This window comes from Megasphaera sp. DJF_B143, from assembly GCF_900320625.1.
In the GTDB taxonomy this organism is placed as follows: domain Bacteria; phylum Bacillota; class Negativicutes; order Veillonellales; family Megasphaeraceae; genus Megasphaera; species Megasphaera hexanoica.
Genome location: NZ_ONTA01000098.1, coordinates 1 through 17,907 on the forward strand (window position 1 = coordinate 1; position 17,907 = coordinate 17,907).

14 protein-coding genes, 2 pseudogenes and 1 riboswitch are annotated in these 17,907 nt (G+C 47.1%); of the genes and pseudogenes, 14 read left to right on the forward strand and 2 right to left on the reverse strand.

Translation table 11 applies throughout. The features are described from left to right. The 4 genes and pseudogenes from DBO31_RS09255 to DBO31_RS02795 form a co-directional block, all read left to right on the forward strand. Window positions 1-264, forward strand: a pseudogene (locus DBO31_RS09255) (hypothetical protein); the annotation flags it as partial. 5 nt (window positions 265-269) lie between these two features. Next, a riboswitch (ZMP/ZTP riboswitch) is annotated at window positions 270-347 on the forward strand. Window positions 348-403: 56 nt separating this feature from the next. Next, window positions 404-2,083: a formate--tetrahydrofolate ligase gene (locus tag DBO31_RS02785; protein ID WP_150824387.1), complete on the forward strand. Its 1,680-nt coding sequence runs from the start codon at window positions 404-406 to the stop codon at window positions 2,081-2,083. 138 nt (window positions 2,084-2,221) lie between these two features. After that, window positions 2,222-2,803: a cyclodeaminase/cyclohydrolase family protein gene (locus DBO31_RS02790; protein WP_150824392.1), complete on the forward strand. Its 582-nt coding sequence runs from the start codon at window positions 2,222-2,224 to the stop codon at window positions 2,801-2,803. A gap of 87 nt (window positions 2,804-2,890) precedes the next feature. Beyond that, on the forward strand, window positions 2,891-3,895 hold the full coding sequence (locus DBO31_RS02795; RefSeq protein WP_150824388.1) for a macro domain-containing protein: 1,005 nt from the start codon (window positions 2,891-2,893) through the stop codon (window positions 3,893-3,895). Window positions 3,896-3,951: 56 nt separating this feature from the next. Here the strand turns inward: DBO31_RS02795 and DBO31_RS02800 are convergent, their stop codons facing one another. Further along, complete coding sequence (locus DBO31_RS02800) at window positions 3,952-4,617, reverse strand: metal-dependent hydrolase (RefSeq protein ID WP_150824389.1); 666 nt, start codon at window positions 4,615-4,617, stop codon at window positions 3,952-3,954. 142 nt (window positions 4,618-4,759) lie between these two features. On the opposite strand from DBO31_RS02800, the gene trmL reads away from it, so the two are divergent. From trmL to DBO31_RS02840, 8 genes are all read left to right on the forward strand, one after another. Next, window positions 4,760-5,248: a tRNA (uridine(34)/cytosine(34)/5-carboxymethylaminomethyluridine(34)-2'-O)-methyltransferase TrmL gene (trmL, locus tag DBO31_RS02805; protein WP_150824390.1), complete on the forward strand. Its 489-nt coding sequence runs from the start codon at window positions 4,760-4,762 to the stop codon at window positions 5,246-5,248. A 21-nt stretch (window positions 5,249-5,269) separates the two neighbouring features. After that, the gene (locus DBO31_RS02810) at window positions 5,270-5,617 is read left to right on the forward strand and encodes a YlbF family regulator (RefSeq protein WP_075582090.1); all 348 of its coding nucleotides are present in this window, start codon (window positions 5,270-5,272) and stop codon (window positions 5,615-5,617) included. A 7-nt stretch (window positions 5,618-5,624) separates the two neighbouring features. Beyond that, a complete protein-coding gene (gene murB, locus DBO31_RS02815) occupies window positions 5,625-6,539 on the forward strand; it encodes a UDP-N-acetylmuramate dehydrogenase (RefSeq protein WP_059076978.1) in 915 nt (304 codons plus the stop codon). Window positions 6,540-6,649: 110 nt separating this feature from the next. Continuing rightward, the gene (gene typA / locus DBO31_RS02820; RefSeq protein ID WP_059076894.1) at window positions 6,650-8,464 is read left to right on the forward strand and encodes a translational GTPase TypA; all 1,815 of its coding nucleotides are present in this window, start codon (window positions 6,650-6,652) and stop codon (window positions 8,462-8,464) included. Window positions 8,465-8,711: 247 nt separating this feature from the next. Next, entirely contained in the window at window positions 8,712-12,236 is a 3,525-nt protein-coding gene (gene nifJ / locus DBO31_RS02825) for a pyruvate:ferredoxin (flavodoxin) oxidoreductase (RefSeq protein WP_150824391.1), read from the forward strand. A 100-nt stretch (window positions 12,237-12,336) separates the two neighbouring features. Then, window positions 12,337-12,744: a hypothetical protein gene (locus DBO31_RS02830; RefSeq protein WP_059076895.1), complete on the forward strand. Its 408-nt coding sequence runs from the start codon at window positions 12,337-12,339 to the stop codon at window positions 12,742-12,744. Next, the gene (locus DBO31_RS02835; protein WP_059076896.1) at window positions 12,741-13,475 is read left to right on the forward strand and encodes a DNA/RNA non-specific endonuclease; all 735 of its coding nucleotides are present in this window, start codon (window positions 12,741-12,743) and stop codon (window positions 13,473-13,475) included. Before DBO31_RS02830 ends, DBO31_RS02835 begins: the two co-directional genes overlap by 4 nt. Window positions 13,476-13,697: 222 nt before the next feature. After that, window positions 13,698-14,654, forward strand: a complete 957-nt coding sequence (locus DBO31_RS02840) for an AEC family transporter (protein WP_059076897.1) — start codon at window positions 13,698-13,700, stop codon at window positions 14,652-14,654. A gap of 85 nt (window positions 14,655-14,739) precedes the next feature. Here DBO31_RS02840 and brnQ read toward each other — a convergent pair whose 3' ends face one another. Next, on the reverse strand, window positions 14,740-16,089 hold the full coding sequence (brnQ, locus tag DBO31_RS02845) for a branched-chain amino acid transport system II carrier protein (protein ID WP_059076898.1): 1,350 nt from the start codon (window positions 16,087-16,089) through the stop codon (window positions 14,740-14,742). 421 nt (window positions 16,090-16,510) lie between these two features. Between brnQ and DBO31_RS02850 the strand changes: the two genes are divergently transcribed. Continuing rightward, on the forward strand, window positions 16,511-17,110 hold the full coding sequence (locus DBO31_RS02850) for a hypothetical protein (RefSeq protein ID WP_075582093.1): 600 nt from the start codon (window positions 16,511-16,513) through the stop codon (window positions 17,108-17,110). 200 nt (window positions 17,111-17,310) lie between these two features. Then, window positions 17,311-17,907 (forward strand): annotated as a pseudogene (locus DBO31_RS02855) (L-lactate dehydrogenase); the annotation flags it as partial.

A 17,907-nucleotide genomic window follows, 5' to 3' on the forward strand; every position in this document is an offset into this window, starting at 1 on the left:
ATGATACCGGCTGTATATGTCACTGGTACGGATACGCTATATTGGGAAAAAAGTTGTGGTTCCGGGTCGGCGGCCACGGCGGCGGCACTGGCCCGTCTGTGCGGCCATAATATTGCCTGTGAGATACGCCAGCCTGGTGGAAGTATTACCATTGAAGCATCATATGCTGACCAGTCTGTCAGACACATCCGCATAGGCGGCCCCGTGCGGATTGAAATGGAACAATGTGTTTGCGTTGACAAGGAGATACCAGGCACGGTATAATAATTGCGTAGTCATGTGACTGACGGAAGTGGACTAACCACATGGAGCATGATTTGAAGAAGCCGACCGTCTGGGCAAATAGTCCGGATGGCCGGCTATTTTTATCAGTGCACAAAGAGAACAGGAGCTGATCTTTATTATGGCAAAGGTATTAAGCGATATTGAAATTGCACAGCAGACTCACCTGGAACCCATTGTAAAAATTGCAGAAAAGGTTGGTCTTACAGAAGATGACCTGGAATTATATGGTAAGTATAAAGCGAAAATTTCCTTTGATGCCATTAAACGGCTGTCAAAAAATGAAGATGGAAAACTCGTGCTGGTAACGGCTATTACACCGACTCCTGCTGGAGAAGGGAAAACGCTTACGACGATAGGCCTGGCCCAGGCTCTGAACCAGCTGGGACATAAGACGATGACGGCATTGCGGGAACCTTCTCTGGGTCCTGTCTTTGGTATAAAAGGGGGAGCGGCTGGCGGCGGTTATTCCCAGGTTCTTCCTATGGAAGATATCAATCTTCATTTTACGGGTGATATGCATGCGATTACAGCTGCCAATAACCTGCTGGCTGCGGCAATCGACAATCACGTGCATCAGGGAAATGCTCTCCGCATCGATGTGCGCCGTATTGTATGGAAACGGGTCATGGATATGAATGACCGGGCACTGCGTGATATAGTCGTAGGACTCGGCGGCAAGGTCAACGGGTTCCCCAGAGAAGACCATTTCATGATTACCGTAGCATCGGAAATCATGGCAATTCTCTGCCTGGCTAGTGATCTGATGGATTTGAAGAAACGGATGGGGGATATTATCGTCGCTTATGACCTCGATGGCAATCCGGTCCGTGCCCGTCAACTCGGGGTAGAAGGGGCGATGGCCATTCTCATGAAAGATGCTATCAAACCGAACATTGTACAGACGACGGAAAACACGCCGGCTCTTGTACACGGCGGACCTTTTGCCAATATTGCCCACGGCTGTAATTCTGTCGTAGCTACCAAGCTGGCTCTCAAAATGGGAGAAATAACGGTGACGGAAGCCGGATTCGGTGCTGACCTGGGTGCGGAAAAGTTCATGGATATCAAATGCCGCTTTGCCGGAATCAAACCAGATGCCGTCGTCATCGTCGCCACCATTCGGGCGCTTAAGATGCACGGCGGAGTAGATAAGAAAAATCTCCAGCCGGAAAATCTGGAAGCACTGGAAAAAGGCTTTGCTAATCTGAAGAAACATATCGAAAATATGCGCAAATATGATGTCCCCGTCGTAGTAGGCATAAACCGCTTCCTGACAGACACGGATGCCGAAATAGCATTGCTTACCCGCCTTTGTCAGGATTATGGTGTCGATGTGGCTCTGAACAACTGCTGGGCCGAAGGCGGCAAAGGGGGACTGGACCTGGGACGGAAAGTCCTGCAGCTCCTGCAGCAGCCCAAAACACCGTATAAACCGTTGTACGATGTCAATGACACGATTCTCCATAAATTGGAAATCCTGACGAAAGAAATCTACGGCGGCGACGGCGTCATCCTGGAAGGCAAAGCGCCGAAACAAATTGCCGAACTGGAAAAACTTGGCCTTGATAAAATGCCGGTCTGCGTGGCCAAGACACAGTATTCCCTTTCGGATAATCCCGCATTACTGGGAGCGCCGGAACATTTCAAGATTACCGTCAAAGACGTCCGCGTCTGCACCGGTGCCGGGTTCATTGTCTGCCAGACGAGTAATATCATGGTCATGCCAGGCTTACCGAAAGTACCGGCTGCCAACCGTATGGATATCGATGAAAACGGCGTCATTACAGGTCTGTTCTAGTCATTATGGCTAGCATATAAAAGGCGGCTTTACAGCCGTCTTTTACTGTATGCAGACTAGCATGATGAATTAACATACATAATAAGTGAGGATACGATAGTGGATAAGAAAAAATTATGTGCCCTGCCCATAGATGAAATGCTGGCGGCTACGGCTTCCAAGGATCCAGTACCGGGCGGCGGTGGCATTGCGGCCCTTACAGCCGCTTCGGCGGCAGCACTGGTTGAAATGGTAGCGAATCTTACCATAGGTAAAAAAGGGTATGAAAAGGTAGAGCCGATGATGCGGGACATACGCAGTCAGGCTGAAGAATTGCGGATCCGGTATCAGGATGGCATAGATGAAGACGCCCATGCTTTTGAAGGGGTCATCTGCGCTGTGCGCCTTCCCAAAGATACACCGGAACGCACTGCCATAGTCCAGCAGGCTTTTAAGAATGCGGCAGCTATTCCCTTTGCTCTGGGAAAAGACATTTTTGTTCTTCTCCAGCTGAGCGAACAAGTCGTGCGCTATGGCAATGCCTGGGTCATTACCGATGGCGCTATTGCCGCTATGAATGCCCGGGCCGCTATGCGGTCAGCCTTTTATAGCGTACGCGTCAATCTGAAATCTATTACCGATGAGGACTATGTCCATTTTATGATGGATGCGATAGAAGATATTGAAAAAAAAGCGGCCAGGATAGAAGAAGCAGTGGAAAGAGAATACCAGAAACGTTAGTTCATAAGAGAGGATCCCCTGCTGTCTTTTATGCCCGCATGGAACTCCCATGCAAAAAGGTTGCTGAGACTATAAGGAGGATGTCCTATGCCATTTCAGATAGTTCACAATGATATTGTCAGAATGAAAACGGATGCCATCGTCAATGCGGCCAACTCGGCACTGTTGGCGGGCAGCGGTGTATGTGGCGCTATTTTTCGTGCTGCCGGATATGAAAAACTCTCTGCTGAATGTCATAAAAAAGCGCCATGCCCTGTGGGTCAGTCGGTTTTAACGTCGGCCTACAACCTGCCGGTACGTTATATCATTCATACAGTGGGGCCTGTATGGCAGGGAGGTAAGGCCTGGGAAAAGGACTATCTAACTTCTTGTTATACTACGGCACTGGAAACGGCATGGGAAGCGGGTTGCCGGTCTATTTCCTTTCCCCTTATTTCGGCAGGTATTTTTGGTTATCCCTTAGAAGAGGCCTCGGAGACTGCCTGTCAATCTATACGGGCTTTTTTACAGAATCATGAAATGGAAGTTTATCTCGTCGTTCTCGAACGTCCGGCTATTCAGCTTAACCACCATCTGGCTGATGAATTAAAACAGTATCTGAACCAGTTTCTGGGGGAAGAAAAAGAGCAGGAGCCGGACGAAATATGTATTTGTCATCGGGAATCGGATGTCCGTATGTCCCAGGACTATGGAATGGACACCTTCGCCCGGCCGGGGAAAAAGGACAGACACTCACTGAATCAGATACTTCAAAATCTGGATGAAACATTTTCTCATATGGTATTACGCCTTATCGATGAGAAGGGGTACAGTGATATCGAGGTATATAAGCGGGCAAATATGGACCGGAGACTATTTTCTAAAATCAGGAGTCATGAGGAATATCTGCCCAAGAAAAAAACGGTCCTGGCTCTGGCAGTAGGACTGAGACTTTCCGTAACGGAAACGGAAGAACTGCTGCATAAAGCGGGATATTCGCTGTCAGGAAGCAAAAAAAGAGATGTCATTGTACGATATTTCCTGGACCATGGTGAATATGACATCTATACGATTGATAAAGCATTATTTTACTTTGGTGAACCAGAATTATAAATATGAACGCCCGCCTGTATATCCCAGGGTATGCAGGCGGGCGTTGATTTATCTGATTACAATGTAAATTCTGTTCCGGGAGGAATAATGTGAACGGGAATCGAATAGGTTTCTTCTGTCATTTTTTTATAGACTTCCGGATCGGCGTTTACGACAGGCCAGGTTCCATAATGGATGGGAATCACCATTTTAGGCTGTATCCATGAAGCGGCTAAGGCCGCGTCTTCCATTCCCATGGTAAAATTATCTCCAATGGGCAGGAAGGCTGCATCAATGGGACCGAAACGGCTATGAAGCTTCATGTCCGAATACAGACCGGTGTCGCCGGCATAATAGATGCGTTTGCCAGCAAATTCCAACAGGCAGCCACAGGCCAGGCCACCGGCTATTCCAGCGCCATGCAGGGCTGGTGTAAGACGTATCGAGCCGAAGGGAAAATCCGCTTTGCCACCGATGTGCATGGCATGGGCATTACAACCGGCCATACGGGCTTTACCGGCTGCTTCGGCCGTACTGATGACCAGGGCGTCGTTTACTTTGGCTATTTCTTCGGCATCACCGTAGTGATCGCCATGGGCATGGGAGATAAAGATATACTGACAGGTGATAGACGAAGGTTTAACTGTTGTCCAGGGATTATCCGCGATAAAAGGATCAAAGAGGATTGTCGTATTTCCTGAAGAGAGTGAAAAGGCCGAATGACCGTAATACATGCATTTCATAGGCTCCATCCCTTTCTGTATGTACATGGTATATGGCAGGAGTGCCATTATTTTCTATTATATAGAAAATAACAGAAAAGGGAAAGTCTCTTGTGCTTCCCTGGGAAATCTTGTACAATATCCCATGGAGAGTGATGTAACAATGCATATAGTCATGGTAGAACCGGAAATCCCGGGAAACACGGGTAATATTGCCCGCCTTTGTGCTGCCAATCATATTACACTGCACCTGGTCAAGCCGTTGGGATTTTCGCTTGAGGATAAATATCTGAAGCGGGCCGGCCTCGATTACTGGCCCCTGGTCGATGTACAGGTACATGAAACTTTTGCTGAAGTCCAGGAAAAATACAAGGGACACCATTTTTATTTTCTGACGACAAAATCGGAACAGTGTTATGCCGATATCCGGTTTACCCAGGACGATCTCTTGGTGTTTGGCAAGGAAACAAAGGGGCTGCCGGAAAGTCTTCTGAAACAATATCCGCAGCAGTGTTTCCGCATTCCCATGGTCGATAAGGCACGGAGCCTGAATTTATCTAATTCTGTTGCCATTGTTTCTTATGAAGCGTTGCGGCAGCTGGGATTTCCAGACATGGCAAAGAGTGGCATTGGCATAAAAAATTTAAAATAATCTTGCACGGGGAGTGAAATCATGAGTGTATACGATAAAGCAAATGAATTAGCACAGGCTATCCAGGAAGATGAAGATTATAAGGCATTACTGGAAGCCGGAAAGAAGCTGGCTGAAGATGGAAAAACGAGAAAACATGTCCAGGATTTCCTGACATTGCAGGCCCAACTGGCTTACGCCCAGGCGGCTGGTGACAAGCCGGTACGAAAAAAAATAGAACAATTGCAGAAATTGCAGGAAATCGTGGCGAGCCGGCCTCTGGCGGTAGAATATCTGGAAAAATACATGAAATGGAATCAGATTGGCGGTCAGATTCTTGGCACTATTCAACAGGCAATGGCAGAAGGACTGAGTATTCTTGATAAATAAATATGCAATGGCGAGCATGGTTTCGCAATTAACTCAACTCATACCGCAGCAGCAGGTGCTTTTAGACGAGCCGATGGGCCTGCATACGACATTTGCTATCGGAGGCCCGGCGGATGTACTGGTCCTTCCCCATACGGTGAAAGAAATGTCGCAGACAATCCGTCTGGCCAGGCAGCTGGAGCTTCCTGTTACGGTCATTGGCGGAGGGTCTAATGTACTCGTTCTGGACGGTGGCATCCGCGGCGTCGTCATTCAATTAAATGAAATGAACAAGTATCTTTCCTGCCATGATACGAAGATTCTGGCCAGTTCCGGATTTATGCTGAAGGATGTCTGCCAGTTTGCCCAGCAGAATAGTCTGACGGGGATGGAATTTGCCTGCGGCATACCGGGGACGCTGGGCGGGGCCGTATTTATGAATGCCGGGGCTTATGGCGGTGAAATGAGCCATATTGTTTCCCGCGTACGTACGGTTAACCGCAATGGCAGTGTACATACCTACAAGACGGCTGATTTCGAATTTGGGTACAGAAAGAGCATTTTTCAGCGCTTGCAGGAATTTGTCGTAGAAGTAGAGCTGCAGCTTTCACGGGGAGATCAAACGAAAATCCAGGAACAGATGGATGATCTCATGGAACGGCGGCGCAGCAAACAGCCGCTCGAAATGCATAGTGCAGGCAGTACATTCAAGCGGCCGCCTGGTTATTATGCTGGCACGCTGATAGATCAGACTGGCCTCAAAGGATTATCTTGTGGTGATGCCCAGGTATCGACCAAACATGCCGGTTTTGTTGTTAATACCGGCCATGCTACAGCCAGAGATGTGCTGGCCGTAATCCATGAAGTGCAAAAGAGAGTAGAAGCAGCCCATGGCGTACATTTAGAACCAGAAGTACGTATTTTAGGAGAAGAGCAGAACTAGATAAAAAAAACAGCCGGATTGATATAGTCAATCCGGCTGTTTTGTGATATACTAACACAGTTACAGAAAATTAAACTATTTTATATTGCTACAAATAGGAGAGGACGCAGATGGAACGTAAGGATATACGTAATATTGCTATTATTGCTCATGTTGACCATGGTAAAACGACTTTGGTCGATGCTATGCTCAAACAGAGCCATGTTTTCCGTTCGAATGAAAAAGTGGCTGAACGGGTCATGGACTCTGGTGATATCGAACGTGAACGCGGTATCACGATTTTATCCAAAAATACTTCTGTCATGCACGATGGCGTAAAAATCAACATAGTCGATACTCCGGGGCATGCTGATTTTGGTGGCGAAGTAGAACGTGTCCTCAACATGGTTGACGGCGTATTGCTTCTGGTTGATGCATTTGAAGGCCCGATGCCGCAGACGAAATATGTACTGCGCAAAGCATTGGAACAAAAGCTGAAACCTATCGTCGTCATTAATAAAATTGATAAACCCGATGCCCGTGTTTCTGAAGTAGAAGACGAAGTACTGGAATTGTTCATGGAATTGGAAGCCGACGATGATCAGCTTGATTTCCCTGTTATCTATGCCAATGGCCGTGACGGCATTGCTAAAAATTCTATGGATGATGACAGTGACAACCTGGAACCGCTCTTTAAGTGTATTATTGAAAACTGCCCGTGCCCGAAGGGCGATGCCGATGGCCCGCTTCAGTTCATGGTTACTACCCTGGACTACGATGATTACGTAGGCAAGATTGCCGTCGGCCGTATTGTCCGGGGCCGCATGCACCCCAATCAGCAGGTTGTCATCACAGACGGTGAAAGCCAGCGCAAGGCTAAAATCGGCCGCGTATATACCTATGAAGGCCTGAAGCGGGTTGAAACAGACGAAGCGTCCATGGGTGATATTGCCTGCATTATCGGCATTCCTGATCTTAAAATCGGGGAAACTGTTGCTGATCCGGAAAATCCTGAAGCATTGCCGAAAATCAATATCGATGAACCGACATTGTCTATGATATTCTATGTCAATGACAGTCCGTTTGCCGGCCAGGATGGTGAATTTGTAACGAGCCGTCATTTGCGGGACCGCCTCTTCCGGGAAGTACAGACTAATGTGTCGCTTCGTGTGGAAGAAACGGATAGTGCCGATGCATTCAAGGTTTCCGGCCGTGGCGAACTGCACATTGCCGTTCTTATAGAAGAAATGCGCCGTGAAGGATATGAACTTCAAGTAGGCAAACCGAGCGTCATTACAAAAGAAATCAACGGCAAGAAGTGTGAACCTCTGGAAGCCCTGACCATTGATGTACCACAGGAATTTATGGGAACGGTAATGGAAAAACTGGGAACCCGCAAGGCTGAAATGGTCAATATGGTGGATTTGAAGGGATATACCCGCCTTGAATTCATCATTCCTGCCCGCGGACTGATTGGTTTCCGCAGTGAATTCCTGACGGCTACTAAAGGCAACGGTATCATGTATCATGTTTTCCATGGCTATGCTCCCTGGAAAGGTGATATTCCCGGTCGTACACGGGGAAGTCTGGTTGCTTTTGAATCGGGCACGACGACTGGCTATGGCATTTTTAACCTTCAGGATCGTGGCGTCATGTTCATCAATCCCGGTGAAGAAATCTATCTGGGGCAGGTCATCGGGGAAAGCAACCGCGATGTAGACATTGATGTCAATCCCTGCAAGAAGAAACACCTGACCAATACCCGTTCCTCTGCTTCTGATGAAGCATTGCGCCTTATTCCGCCTCGTCAGATGGGATTGGAAAAATCTCTGGAATGGATCAATGAAGATGAACTGGTAGAAGTAACACCGCATAATATCCGCATCCGCAAGGCTATTCTTGATAAGCACGATAGAAAGAAAGCTATGCGTAAATCACAACAGTAATTACAAAAAAGCATGGATGGCACAGTCCTTTTCGAATTTGGAAAGAGCCTGTGCCATTTTCTTTATAAAAGCACTGGAAATCCATTCAAATTTGTGGTACATTATGGGTAATGCATATGCAAATACGAATCAGCACGTATATGCGTATACACAGTTAGTAGTACGGATTGTGAAAATCCGTACGTAGAACCTTGCTTGTGATGTTATTTTACTATCTCAATAACCAAAGAAAGGGACGAAAGTGATTATGAAAAAAAACTATGTAGTAATGGATGGTAACACGGCTGCTGCATATGCTTCCTATGCATTTACAGAAGTTGCTGCTATCTTCCCGATCACACCTTCTTCTGTTATGGCAGAAAAGGTTGACGAATGGGCTGCAAAAGGAAAGAAGAATATCTTCGGTAATACCGTTGATGTTATCCAGATGCAGTCTGAAGCTGGTGATGCTGGGACATGCCATGGCTCCCTGCAGGCTGGTGCGCTGACCACCACCTATACGGCTGCCCAGGGCCTGCTCCTCATGATTCCCCCCATGTTCAAAATTGGCGGTGAATTCCTGCCGGGCGTATTCCACATTGCAGCCCGTACCATCAGCGCTCATGCACTTTCCATTTTCGGCGATCATTCTGACGTTATGGCATGTCGTACGACTGGCTTCGGCATGATTATGTCTTCCTCCCCGCAGGAAGCTATGGATCTCGGCTGTGTAGCCCATCTGTCTGCTATTGGTGGCCGCTATGCTTTCATGCATGTATTCGACGGATTCCGTACATCCCACGAAATGCAGCGTATCGAAGCCCTTGATTATGATGATCTTGCAAAACTCGTTGATTATAAACAGCTGGCAGCTTTCCGTAAGAACAGCCTGAACCCGGAACATCCGTACACCCGTGGCACGACTGTTAATCCGGATATCTTCTTCCAGACAAAAGAAGGCGCTAACGAAAAAGTCGCAACTATTCCTGATGTCGTTCAGCACTACATGGACGAAATCAACAAATTGACCGGCCGTGATTACAAACTCTTCAACTACTATGGTGCTGAAGATGCAGAAGAATTGATTGTCATCATGTGTTCTGCTGCTGAAACCGTCCGCGATACTGTCGATTACCTCAATGCCCATGGCAAAAAGGTCGGCATGATCCAGGTTCATCTCTATCGTCCGTTCTCTGTTAAACATTTTGTCGATGCTATCCCTGCAACGGTTAAGAAAATCGCTGTTATGGACCGCACCAAAGAATCTGGCAGCGTTGGCGAACCGCTGTATCTCGATGTTCAGACGGCACTTATCCAGTCCGGCCGTACAGATATCACCGTCGTAGGCGGCCGCTATGGTCTGTCCTCCAAAGATACGACACCTGGCCAGATTGCTGCTGTATACAAAAACCTCGAACAGGATACGCCGAAGAACAACTTCACTATCGGTATTGTCGATGATGTTACGTTTACATCACTGCCGACGGAAAAATTCCACATCGATTATCCTGGCCAGATTTCTGCAAAAATCTGGGGCCGTGGCGGCGATGGTACCGTTGGTGCCAACAAGAACGCCATCACTATTATCGGTCTCGATGCTGATAAATACGCACAGGCATACTTTGCCTATGACTCCATGAAGACTGGTGGTCTGACACAGTCCCACCTCCGCTTCGGTGACAAACCGATCCATGCAACATATCTCGTAGGCGCTGCTGACTTCGTCGGCTGTCATGCTCCTACATATGTCAAGAAATACGATACGACGACAGATTTGAAAGATGGCGGCGTATACCTCCTCAACTGCCCGTGGAGTGTCGAAGAACTGGACAAAGAACTTCCGGCTCAGATGAAGAAAGACCTCTATAACAAACATGCCCAGTTCTACATCATTGATGCTACGAAACTGGCTGGCGAAATCGGCCTCGGCGACCGTGTAAACTCCATTCTCCAGGCTGCTTTCTTTAAACTTACGAACGTTATTCCTATCGACGAAGCTGTCGCTGCCATGAAGAGAGGGAATTATAATTCCTACTTCAAGAAGGGCGGTCAGGAAATCGTAGATAAGAACAACAAAGCTGTCGATATGGGCATTTCCGGCCTTACAAAAGTTGAAATCCCGGCTTCCTGGGCTGATGCAGTAGATGCTCCGGAACCGCAGAAAGATATGCCTGACTTCGTCCGCGATCTCGTTATTCCCGTTGACCGTCAGCATGGCGATGAACTCCCTGTTTCTATCTTCAAGAAATACGGTGTATTCGATGGCACATGGCAGAACGGCACGACGGCTTATCTGAAACGTGGCGTTGCTATCAATGTTCCTCACTGGAATGCTGAAGTCTGCGCACAGTGCAACAGCTGCTCCATGGCCTGCCCGCATGCTGCTATCCGTCCGGTCCTCGTAACGGATGCCGAAAAAGCTGATGCTCCGGCTAACTTTGTAACGGTCCAGGCTAAAGGCAAAGGCCTGGAAAACTACAGCTACCGCATGCAGATTTCTCCGTATGACTGCCTCGGCTGCGGCGTTTGCACGACGGTCTGCCCGATGAAAGAAAAAGGCGCTCTTACGATGGTTCCGATGCAGGACGAAATCGATCAGCAGGATAACTTCAATGAATATGCAATGAAAGAAAAATATCTTAAGAAAGATGTTATCAGCGATGCAAACGTCAAAGCTGCCCAGTTTGCCAAACCGTACTTCGAATTCTCCCCGGCCTGCGCTGGCTGTGCTGAAACGACGTACATCAAGATGGTTACACAGCTCTTCGGTTCCCGCATGTACATTGCCAATGCTTCCGGCTGCTCCTCTGCTTATGGCGGATCTCTGCCGATGACTCCGTACTGCAAGGACGAACGCGGCTTCGGGCCCTGCTGGGAACAGTCTTTGTTCGAAGACAATGCTGAATTTGCATATGGCTACTTCCACGCTCAGGACGCCATTCAGAAGGAAATCATTATCCGCCTGAACAGCCTCAAAGAACAAGGCGTATGCGTAGCGGAAATCGATGCATACCTTGCCAACTACAAAGATGGCAAGAAATCCCGTGAAGTATCGGATGCTCTTCTCGATGCTCTGGAAAAAGCAGAACAGACGGAAGAAGTTAAATTCGTCCTTCAGAACCGCGAATTCGTTTCCAAGAAGTCCGTATGGGCTATCGGTGGTGACGGCTGGGCTTATGATATCGGCTTCGGCGGCGTAGACCAGGTAATTGCCCAGAACCGTGATGTCAATATCCTCGTCGTAGATACGGAAGTTTACTCCAACACAGGCGGTCAGTCTTCTAAATCTACACAGACTTCTGCTGTAGCTAAATTCGCTGCAGGCGGTAAAGTCATTAAGAAGAAGGACCTCGGTGCCATTGCCATGACTTATGGCTATGTATATGTTGCCCAGGTTGCTATGGGTTACAGCCAGGCTCAGACTCTCCGCGCTATCCGCGAAGCTGAATCGTATGATGGCCCGTCCATCGTCATCTGCTACTGCCCGTGCCTGGAACACGGCATCCGCGCCGGTATGGGTACGACACAGCTGGAAATGAAGAAAGCTGTCGAATGCGGTTACTGGCATCTCTATCGTTTCGATCCGCGTCTGGCTGCACAGGGCAAGAACCCGTTCCAGCTTGATTCTCCGGAACCGGATACGGATAAAGTTATGGATTACCTCAACGGCGAAAACCGTTACAGAAGACTTAAGATCAACTTCCCTGAACGTGCTGATGCACTGTATAAGAAAGAAGTACAGGATCTTAAAGATCGTTACAAATACTATGCCAAGATGGCAGGCAGAGAATAATATTCCTGCTAATAGAAAAAAGGATTCAGGCTGCGGCCTGGATCCTTTTTCTATTAGCGGACACTCTATGATATAATGGTACGTATCAGGAGGTGAGTTCATGATTATCATGACAGTAGTAGACGATCATGGCGGGCTTTGTTTCAATCAGCGCCGTCAGAGCCAGGACCGGAAATTGCGACAGAGGATGCTGGAAATTGCCGGTACAAAAGGCATCTGGATGGATGCTTATTCTGCGTCCATGTTCACAGAAGCGGCGGACCGGATCCACGTTGACGACGATTTTTTGAATCAGGCTGGCCAGGGCGATTTCTGCTTTGTTGAAGATAAGGCAGTCCTTCCCTATGCAGATCGTATCGAAAAAATCATTCTTTTCCGTTGGAACAGGGCCTATCCGTCTGACATGTATTTTGATATTACCTTGGAAAGTCCCTGGAGGTTGCAGGAAAGTCATGACTTTTCGGGATTTTCTCATGATACTATTACAGAAGAGGTATATGCAAAATGAGACATCTGACCAAGATACTGATGGCGCTGCTGCTTGCCTTTTGCCTTATTCTTACGGCTTGCGGACAGTCACAGAAGACATCGTCGCATGAAAAGAAGGTACAGAATCAGACTGTACAAGTTAAGGGAAATAAGGAAGAATCGTTTGATCTTTCTAACATTCCGGCATTTTCAGGGAAGCCATATGTTGTCATCCATAATAATGTTCCTGATTTTCCTGACAAAGACAAGACGAAGAAATCTTTTGAAAGGTACAGTGAGCTTGATTCACTGGGACGCTGCGGTCCGGCCTATGCCAATATAGGAAAAGATCTTATGCCTACCAAAAAAAGGGGTGCCATAGGCAGTGTCAAACCAAGCGGATGGCATCTGGCCAAGTATGATAATGTCGATGGGAAATATCTGTACAACCGTTGTCACCTTATTGGATATCAGTTGACAGCAGAAAATGCCAATCCTAAAAATCTGATCACAGGTACGCGGTATCTCAACGTCGAAGGTATGCTTCCTTTTGAAAATATGGTAGCCGATTACATTAAAGAAACGAATCATCACGTTTTGTACCGGGTAACTCCCATTTTTTCCGGCAATGATCTCGTTGCCCGCGGGGTACAGATGGAGGCATGGTCGGTAGAAGACAAGGGGGCTGGCATCAAGTTCAATGTCTTTGTCTATAATAACCAGCCAGGGATTACCATCGATTATAAAACTGGCAATAGTAAGAAACAATGAAATGCGGAGCTGTCACACCAGGATATCCCTGATGGGGCAGCTCTTTATTATGAAATCATATTTGTCTGTTTTGTTGTATGCGGCCAGACAGGGTATACGTAAGGCAACATAGATAATTGATATATTAGTATGCTAAGATACTGATTTTTTCTGGACAAACATCATAAATATACTATAATAGCTAATGTGATTTCATCAATTTTCCGGGAGGACGAGACTCGTATGGCCTTTACAGCATCGATAGAAAGTATTATTCCTATATTACTCATTATTCTGACGGGATATGTGCTGGAGAAGAAACAGTATTTGTCCGATTCCTTTGGCAATGATATTTCAAAAATCATCATGAATATTGCATTGCCGGCTGCTGTTTTCGTATCTATGATGAAATACATGTCCCTCAGTATGGTGCGCCAATTGTCAGAAGGGTTTACACTGGTCGCTGTCGGAGTGATCGCCTGGTATGTCCTGGGCTGGATCTGGGCCCGCATGACGCATGTTCCGGCTGGCCGTCATGGCAGTTTTGTTGCGGCTGTAGCGAATACGAATACTTTATTTATCGGCTGGCCTCTCAATATGGCCTTATTCGGTGAAGAAGCCATGCCGTATTTTCTGGCATATTTTCTGTTTTGCAATACGTCCTGCTGGACAATTGGGGCATTTCTCGTGGCAGACGATCCATCCGATGCGGCGGGCACAGAAAGACGGCATTTTAATCTGAAAAAACTTTGTCCGCCGCCTCTTACCAGTTGTCTGATTGCCTTTCTCTTTTTGCTGGCAGATATATCCGTTCCGGCCCCGGTGATGACGGCAGCTGGTTATATCGGCAGCCTGGTTACCCCCTTATCCCTGTTGTACATTGGACTGGCCCTGGCTAAGGCCGGGGTGGGCAATATTTCCTTTGACAGAGATACCATTGCCGGGTTTACAGGCCGTCTGATTCTGGCACCGGCCGTCATGGCGGTCGTGCTTATCGCTGGCCAGGACCTGTTAGGCCCTATGCCGGCATTGGAATTTGATACCTACATCGTCCAGTCTTCCCTGCCTATCATGGCGGTACTGCCGATTCTTGCCAATGAAGCCCATGGTGACGTACGGTACGCGACAGGCATTGTGACGGCCAGTACGGTATTGTTTGCAGCAGTCATACCGGTCATCGTGTATGCACTGGGCGTGTAAGACAAAATAAGAGAGGAGCCTCTCGTGAAAACTGTGATTTTCATGAGAGGCTCCTCTCTTGTTTTCAACTTTTTATCAGAACATTTCAAGCTTCATCGGGTAACGTTTCCGGCTTCTTTAGAATTGCAGCTGCAATCAGGCCGACGACGAATCCGGTGAGGGCAAAGATGATCCAGCCGAGACCGATAGCCTGGAAGGGAACATAGGTGTTCATCAACTCAGATAGCGATCCAAGGGGAACACCGGCTGTTTCTAATCCGCTGATAAGGGCGGAGAAACAAGTGAACCCTATGGTAGAAATGTAGACGATGCGGTTTCCATTAAACACATTGTGCATGAACGTGAGGAATATCGTTGCCACCGTAAGCGGGTAGAGGAACATCAGGACCGGAATGGCTGTCTTGATAATCGTCAGCAGACCAAATGTGCCAATCAGGAAAGAGACAATGGTAAAGCCCCGCAGATAGGCTGTATAACTGATGCGGTCATAAATTTCATTGAAGAAGGTAGCACACGATGTGAGAAGGCCGATACTGGTGGATAAGCAGGCTAAGAGGACGATGACCGCCAAGAGGATTGCACCGGCATTACCAAAAAGTATCAGGGCACTGTTGGCAAGGACGGGAGCACCGGTTTCCAGGATTCCCAGTGCCTGCACACTCGTTGCGCCGAGGTCAGCAATGAATACATAGACGAATCCCAGGCAGGCTGCTGCCAGAAGACCGGCTTTAAAAACATCCCGTGTCACCTTCTGCGGTGTATCAGCGCCGTTTTCTTTGACGAATTTAATGACTAAAATAGCGAATACGAAGGAGCCCATGGCATCCATAGTGCCGTATCCGTCGATGAAACCCTGAACGGCAGCCATGCTGGCTGTAGCGTAATGAGCAGTTGGAGCCTGAGGGACACCCATCGGGGTGAGATAGGATTTTAAAATCAACATGACGATTGTTACCAGCAGACATGGTGTCAGGATTTTGCCGATGCGATCGACCAGTTTGGACGGGTTGGCAGACAGCCAATAGGAAATAATGAAGAATAGTACCAGGAAGGCTGTCATTTCCATATCAGAACCGCCACTATTCAGGAAAGGCCGTACAGCGATTTCATAGGATACGCTGCCTGTACGGGGAATACAGAACCAGGGACCGATGGTCAGATATACTACGACGGAAAATACGAGACCGTATTTAAGCCCTACGCGGCTTGCCAGCTGGCGCAGGTCTTCACAGCCCGAATATCCCATGGCAAGTACACCGGCCAGCGGAAGTCCTACCCCGCTGATGATGAAGCCCAGAACGGACCACCAGACGTTATAACCGGCATTTTGTCCCATCGATGACGGGAAAATCAGGTTGCCGGCACCAAAGAATAATGCAAACAACATAAGACCAATAGCAATGACTCTGGAACTTTGATTACTACCCTTACTCATACATCATACCTCCCATCGGATGCGGAGAATAAAGATGCGCTTCCTGTAACTGAAATCCCGTCCAGCTGTACTGATTAAAAATGGTTGCACACAAATATAGGCCCAAACTATACCTGCGCTTTATGAGCTCACATTTTTTAGCAGATGTAAAATAATAACTGGTACATTTCTTATTCTCCGCTACTGTAAATTTTAATAGAACCATAAAATTTACCTTTTATGACCTAAGTATATCATAAAAAAGAAAAAAATCAACGACATAAAATTAAAAATATTAATAACGAAAATATAAAAAATTAAAATTTGATGAGTAAACCGGCGATTTGTCAATGCTTTGACTGCCTATGATATAATATATATAAGTTCTATTTATAAATTCCATGACGAAACCATATATTCTCATGAAAAGGAGTTTCTGTATATGAAAATAAAAAATGTTGCTATTTCTATTGCCATCAGTGTATTTTGTCTGACCGCCGCACCTGTTTTTACCCATTCAGATGTAGTCTGGGCTGCTAAAGGTGGGATTTCTGTCAAGTCAGCACCTCGTACGGCACCGGCGATGACGAAGCCGGCAAGTAATACGGGAAATACGACAAGGCAGGCTCCTAAATCAGAAACTGGCACTACTAATACCAGACAGCAGGCTAAAACAGCTGGTAACGGAGCAGGCACGGCCGCATCACAGACTTCACGATGGGGGAATACGCTCCGTAACATAGGATTCCTGGCAGGAGGTATGTTCCTGGGGAGTATGCTGGCCGGCCTTTTAGGATGGGGCAGTATGGGAATCTTATCAACTATTCTGGGGCTGTTCATGAATCTTCTTCTGTTCATGGCATTGATTGCAGCCGTGCGCTGGTTATGGCATAAGATTCGCGGGAAAGATCATTCGGCAGATGCCTCGTACCGCCGGGGATATGAAGCAGCGATGCGTGATAAAAATAACAGGCATTCCTATACGATCGATGTGACACCGATAGACGAAACAGAAAACAAAAAGCATGACAAAAAATCATAAGCATTGGTATAAGATGCATTTAGAGAGATAAATATTCGAGATTATACGATTAACTTGCGTTTTGTGTGTATTAAAATTCATTCTTATTTTGAATTACAAATGATTACTCATTTACAAATCAAAAGGACAGGCCTATCATATACGTATAGAGATTTGTGAACTCTGTAACATAATTTTCTGCGAGAAAAGAGGAATTTATCATGAGTATCAAAAAAAGAATTGTTGGTGTAGTTGGATTAGGCCACGTTGGCGCTCATGTTGCGTATAATCTGGGAATGATGGGGGTTGCTGATGAAGTCAAGCTGTGTGATAAAAACGCTGATAAAGTAGCCAGTGAATGCAATGACCTGATGGATGCTGCGTATTTTATGCCTCACCGCGTCGTATATAAAGTTGTAGATTATGCCGGTTTGGCAGACTGCGATGTCATTGTTAATGCCGTTGGTAAAATTGAATTACTGGCAACGTTGAACCGTGACAGCGAAATGGAAAATTCTGTCAGGGAAGTAGCCAGCTTTGTCGATAAAATCATGGCTGGTGGATTTGACGGCATTTTTGTCAATATTACCAATCCCTGCGATGTCATTACCGACCTGGTACAGAAACTGAGCGGTCTGCCACGCAACCGCGTATTTGGTACAGGGACAGGCCTTGATTCGTCCCGGCTCATTAGTGCCATTTCTCAGCAGACGAATTTGGAACACCATTCGTTCACGGCATTCATGATGGGCGAACATGGCAATGCTCAGATGGTTCCCTGGTCTCTCATTTCTTTCCATGGCAAACCGCTTTCCGAA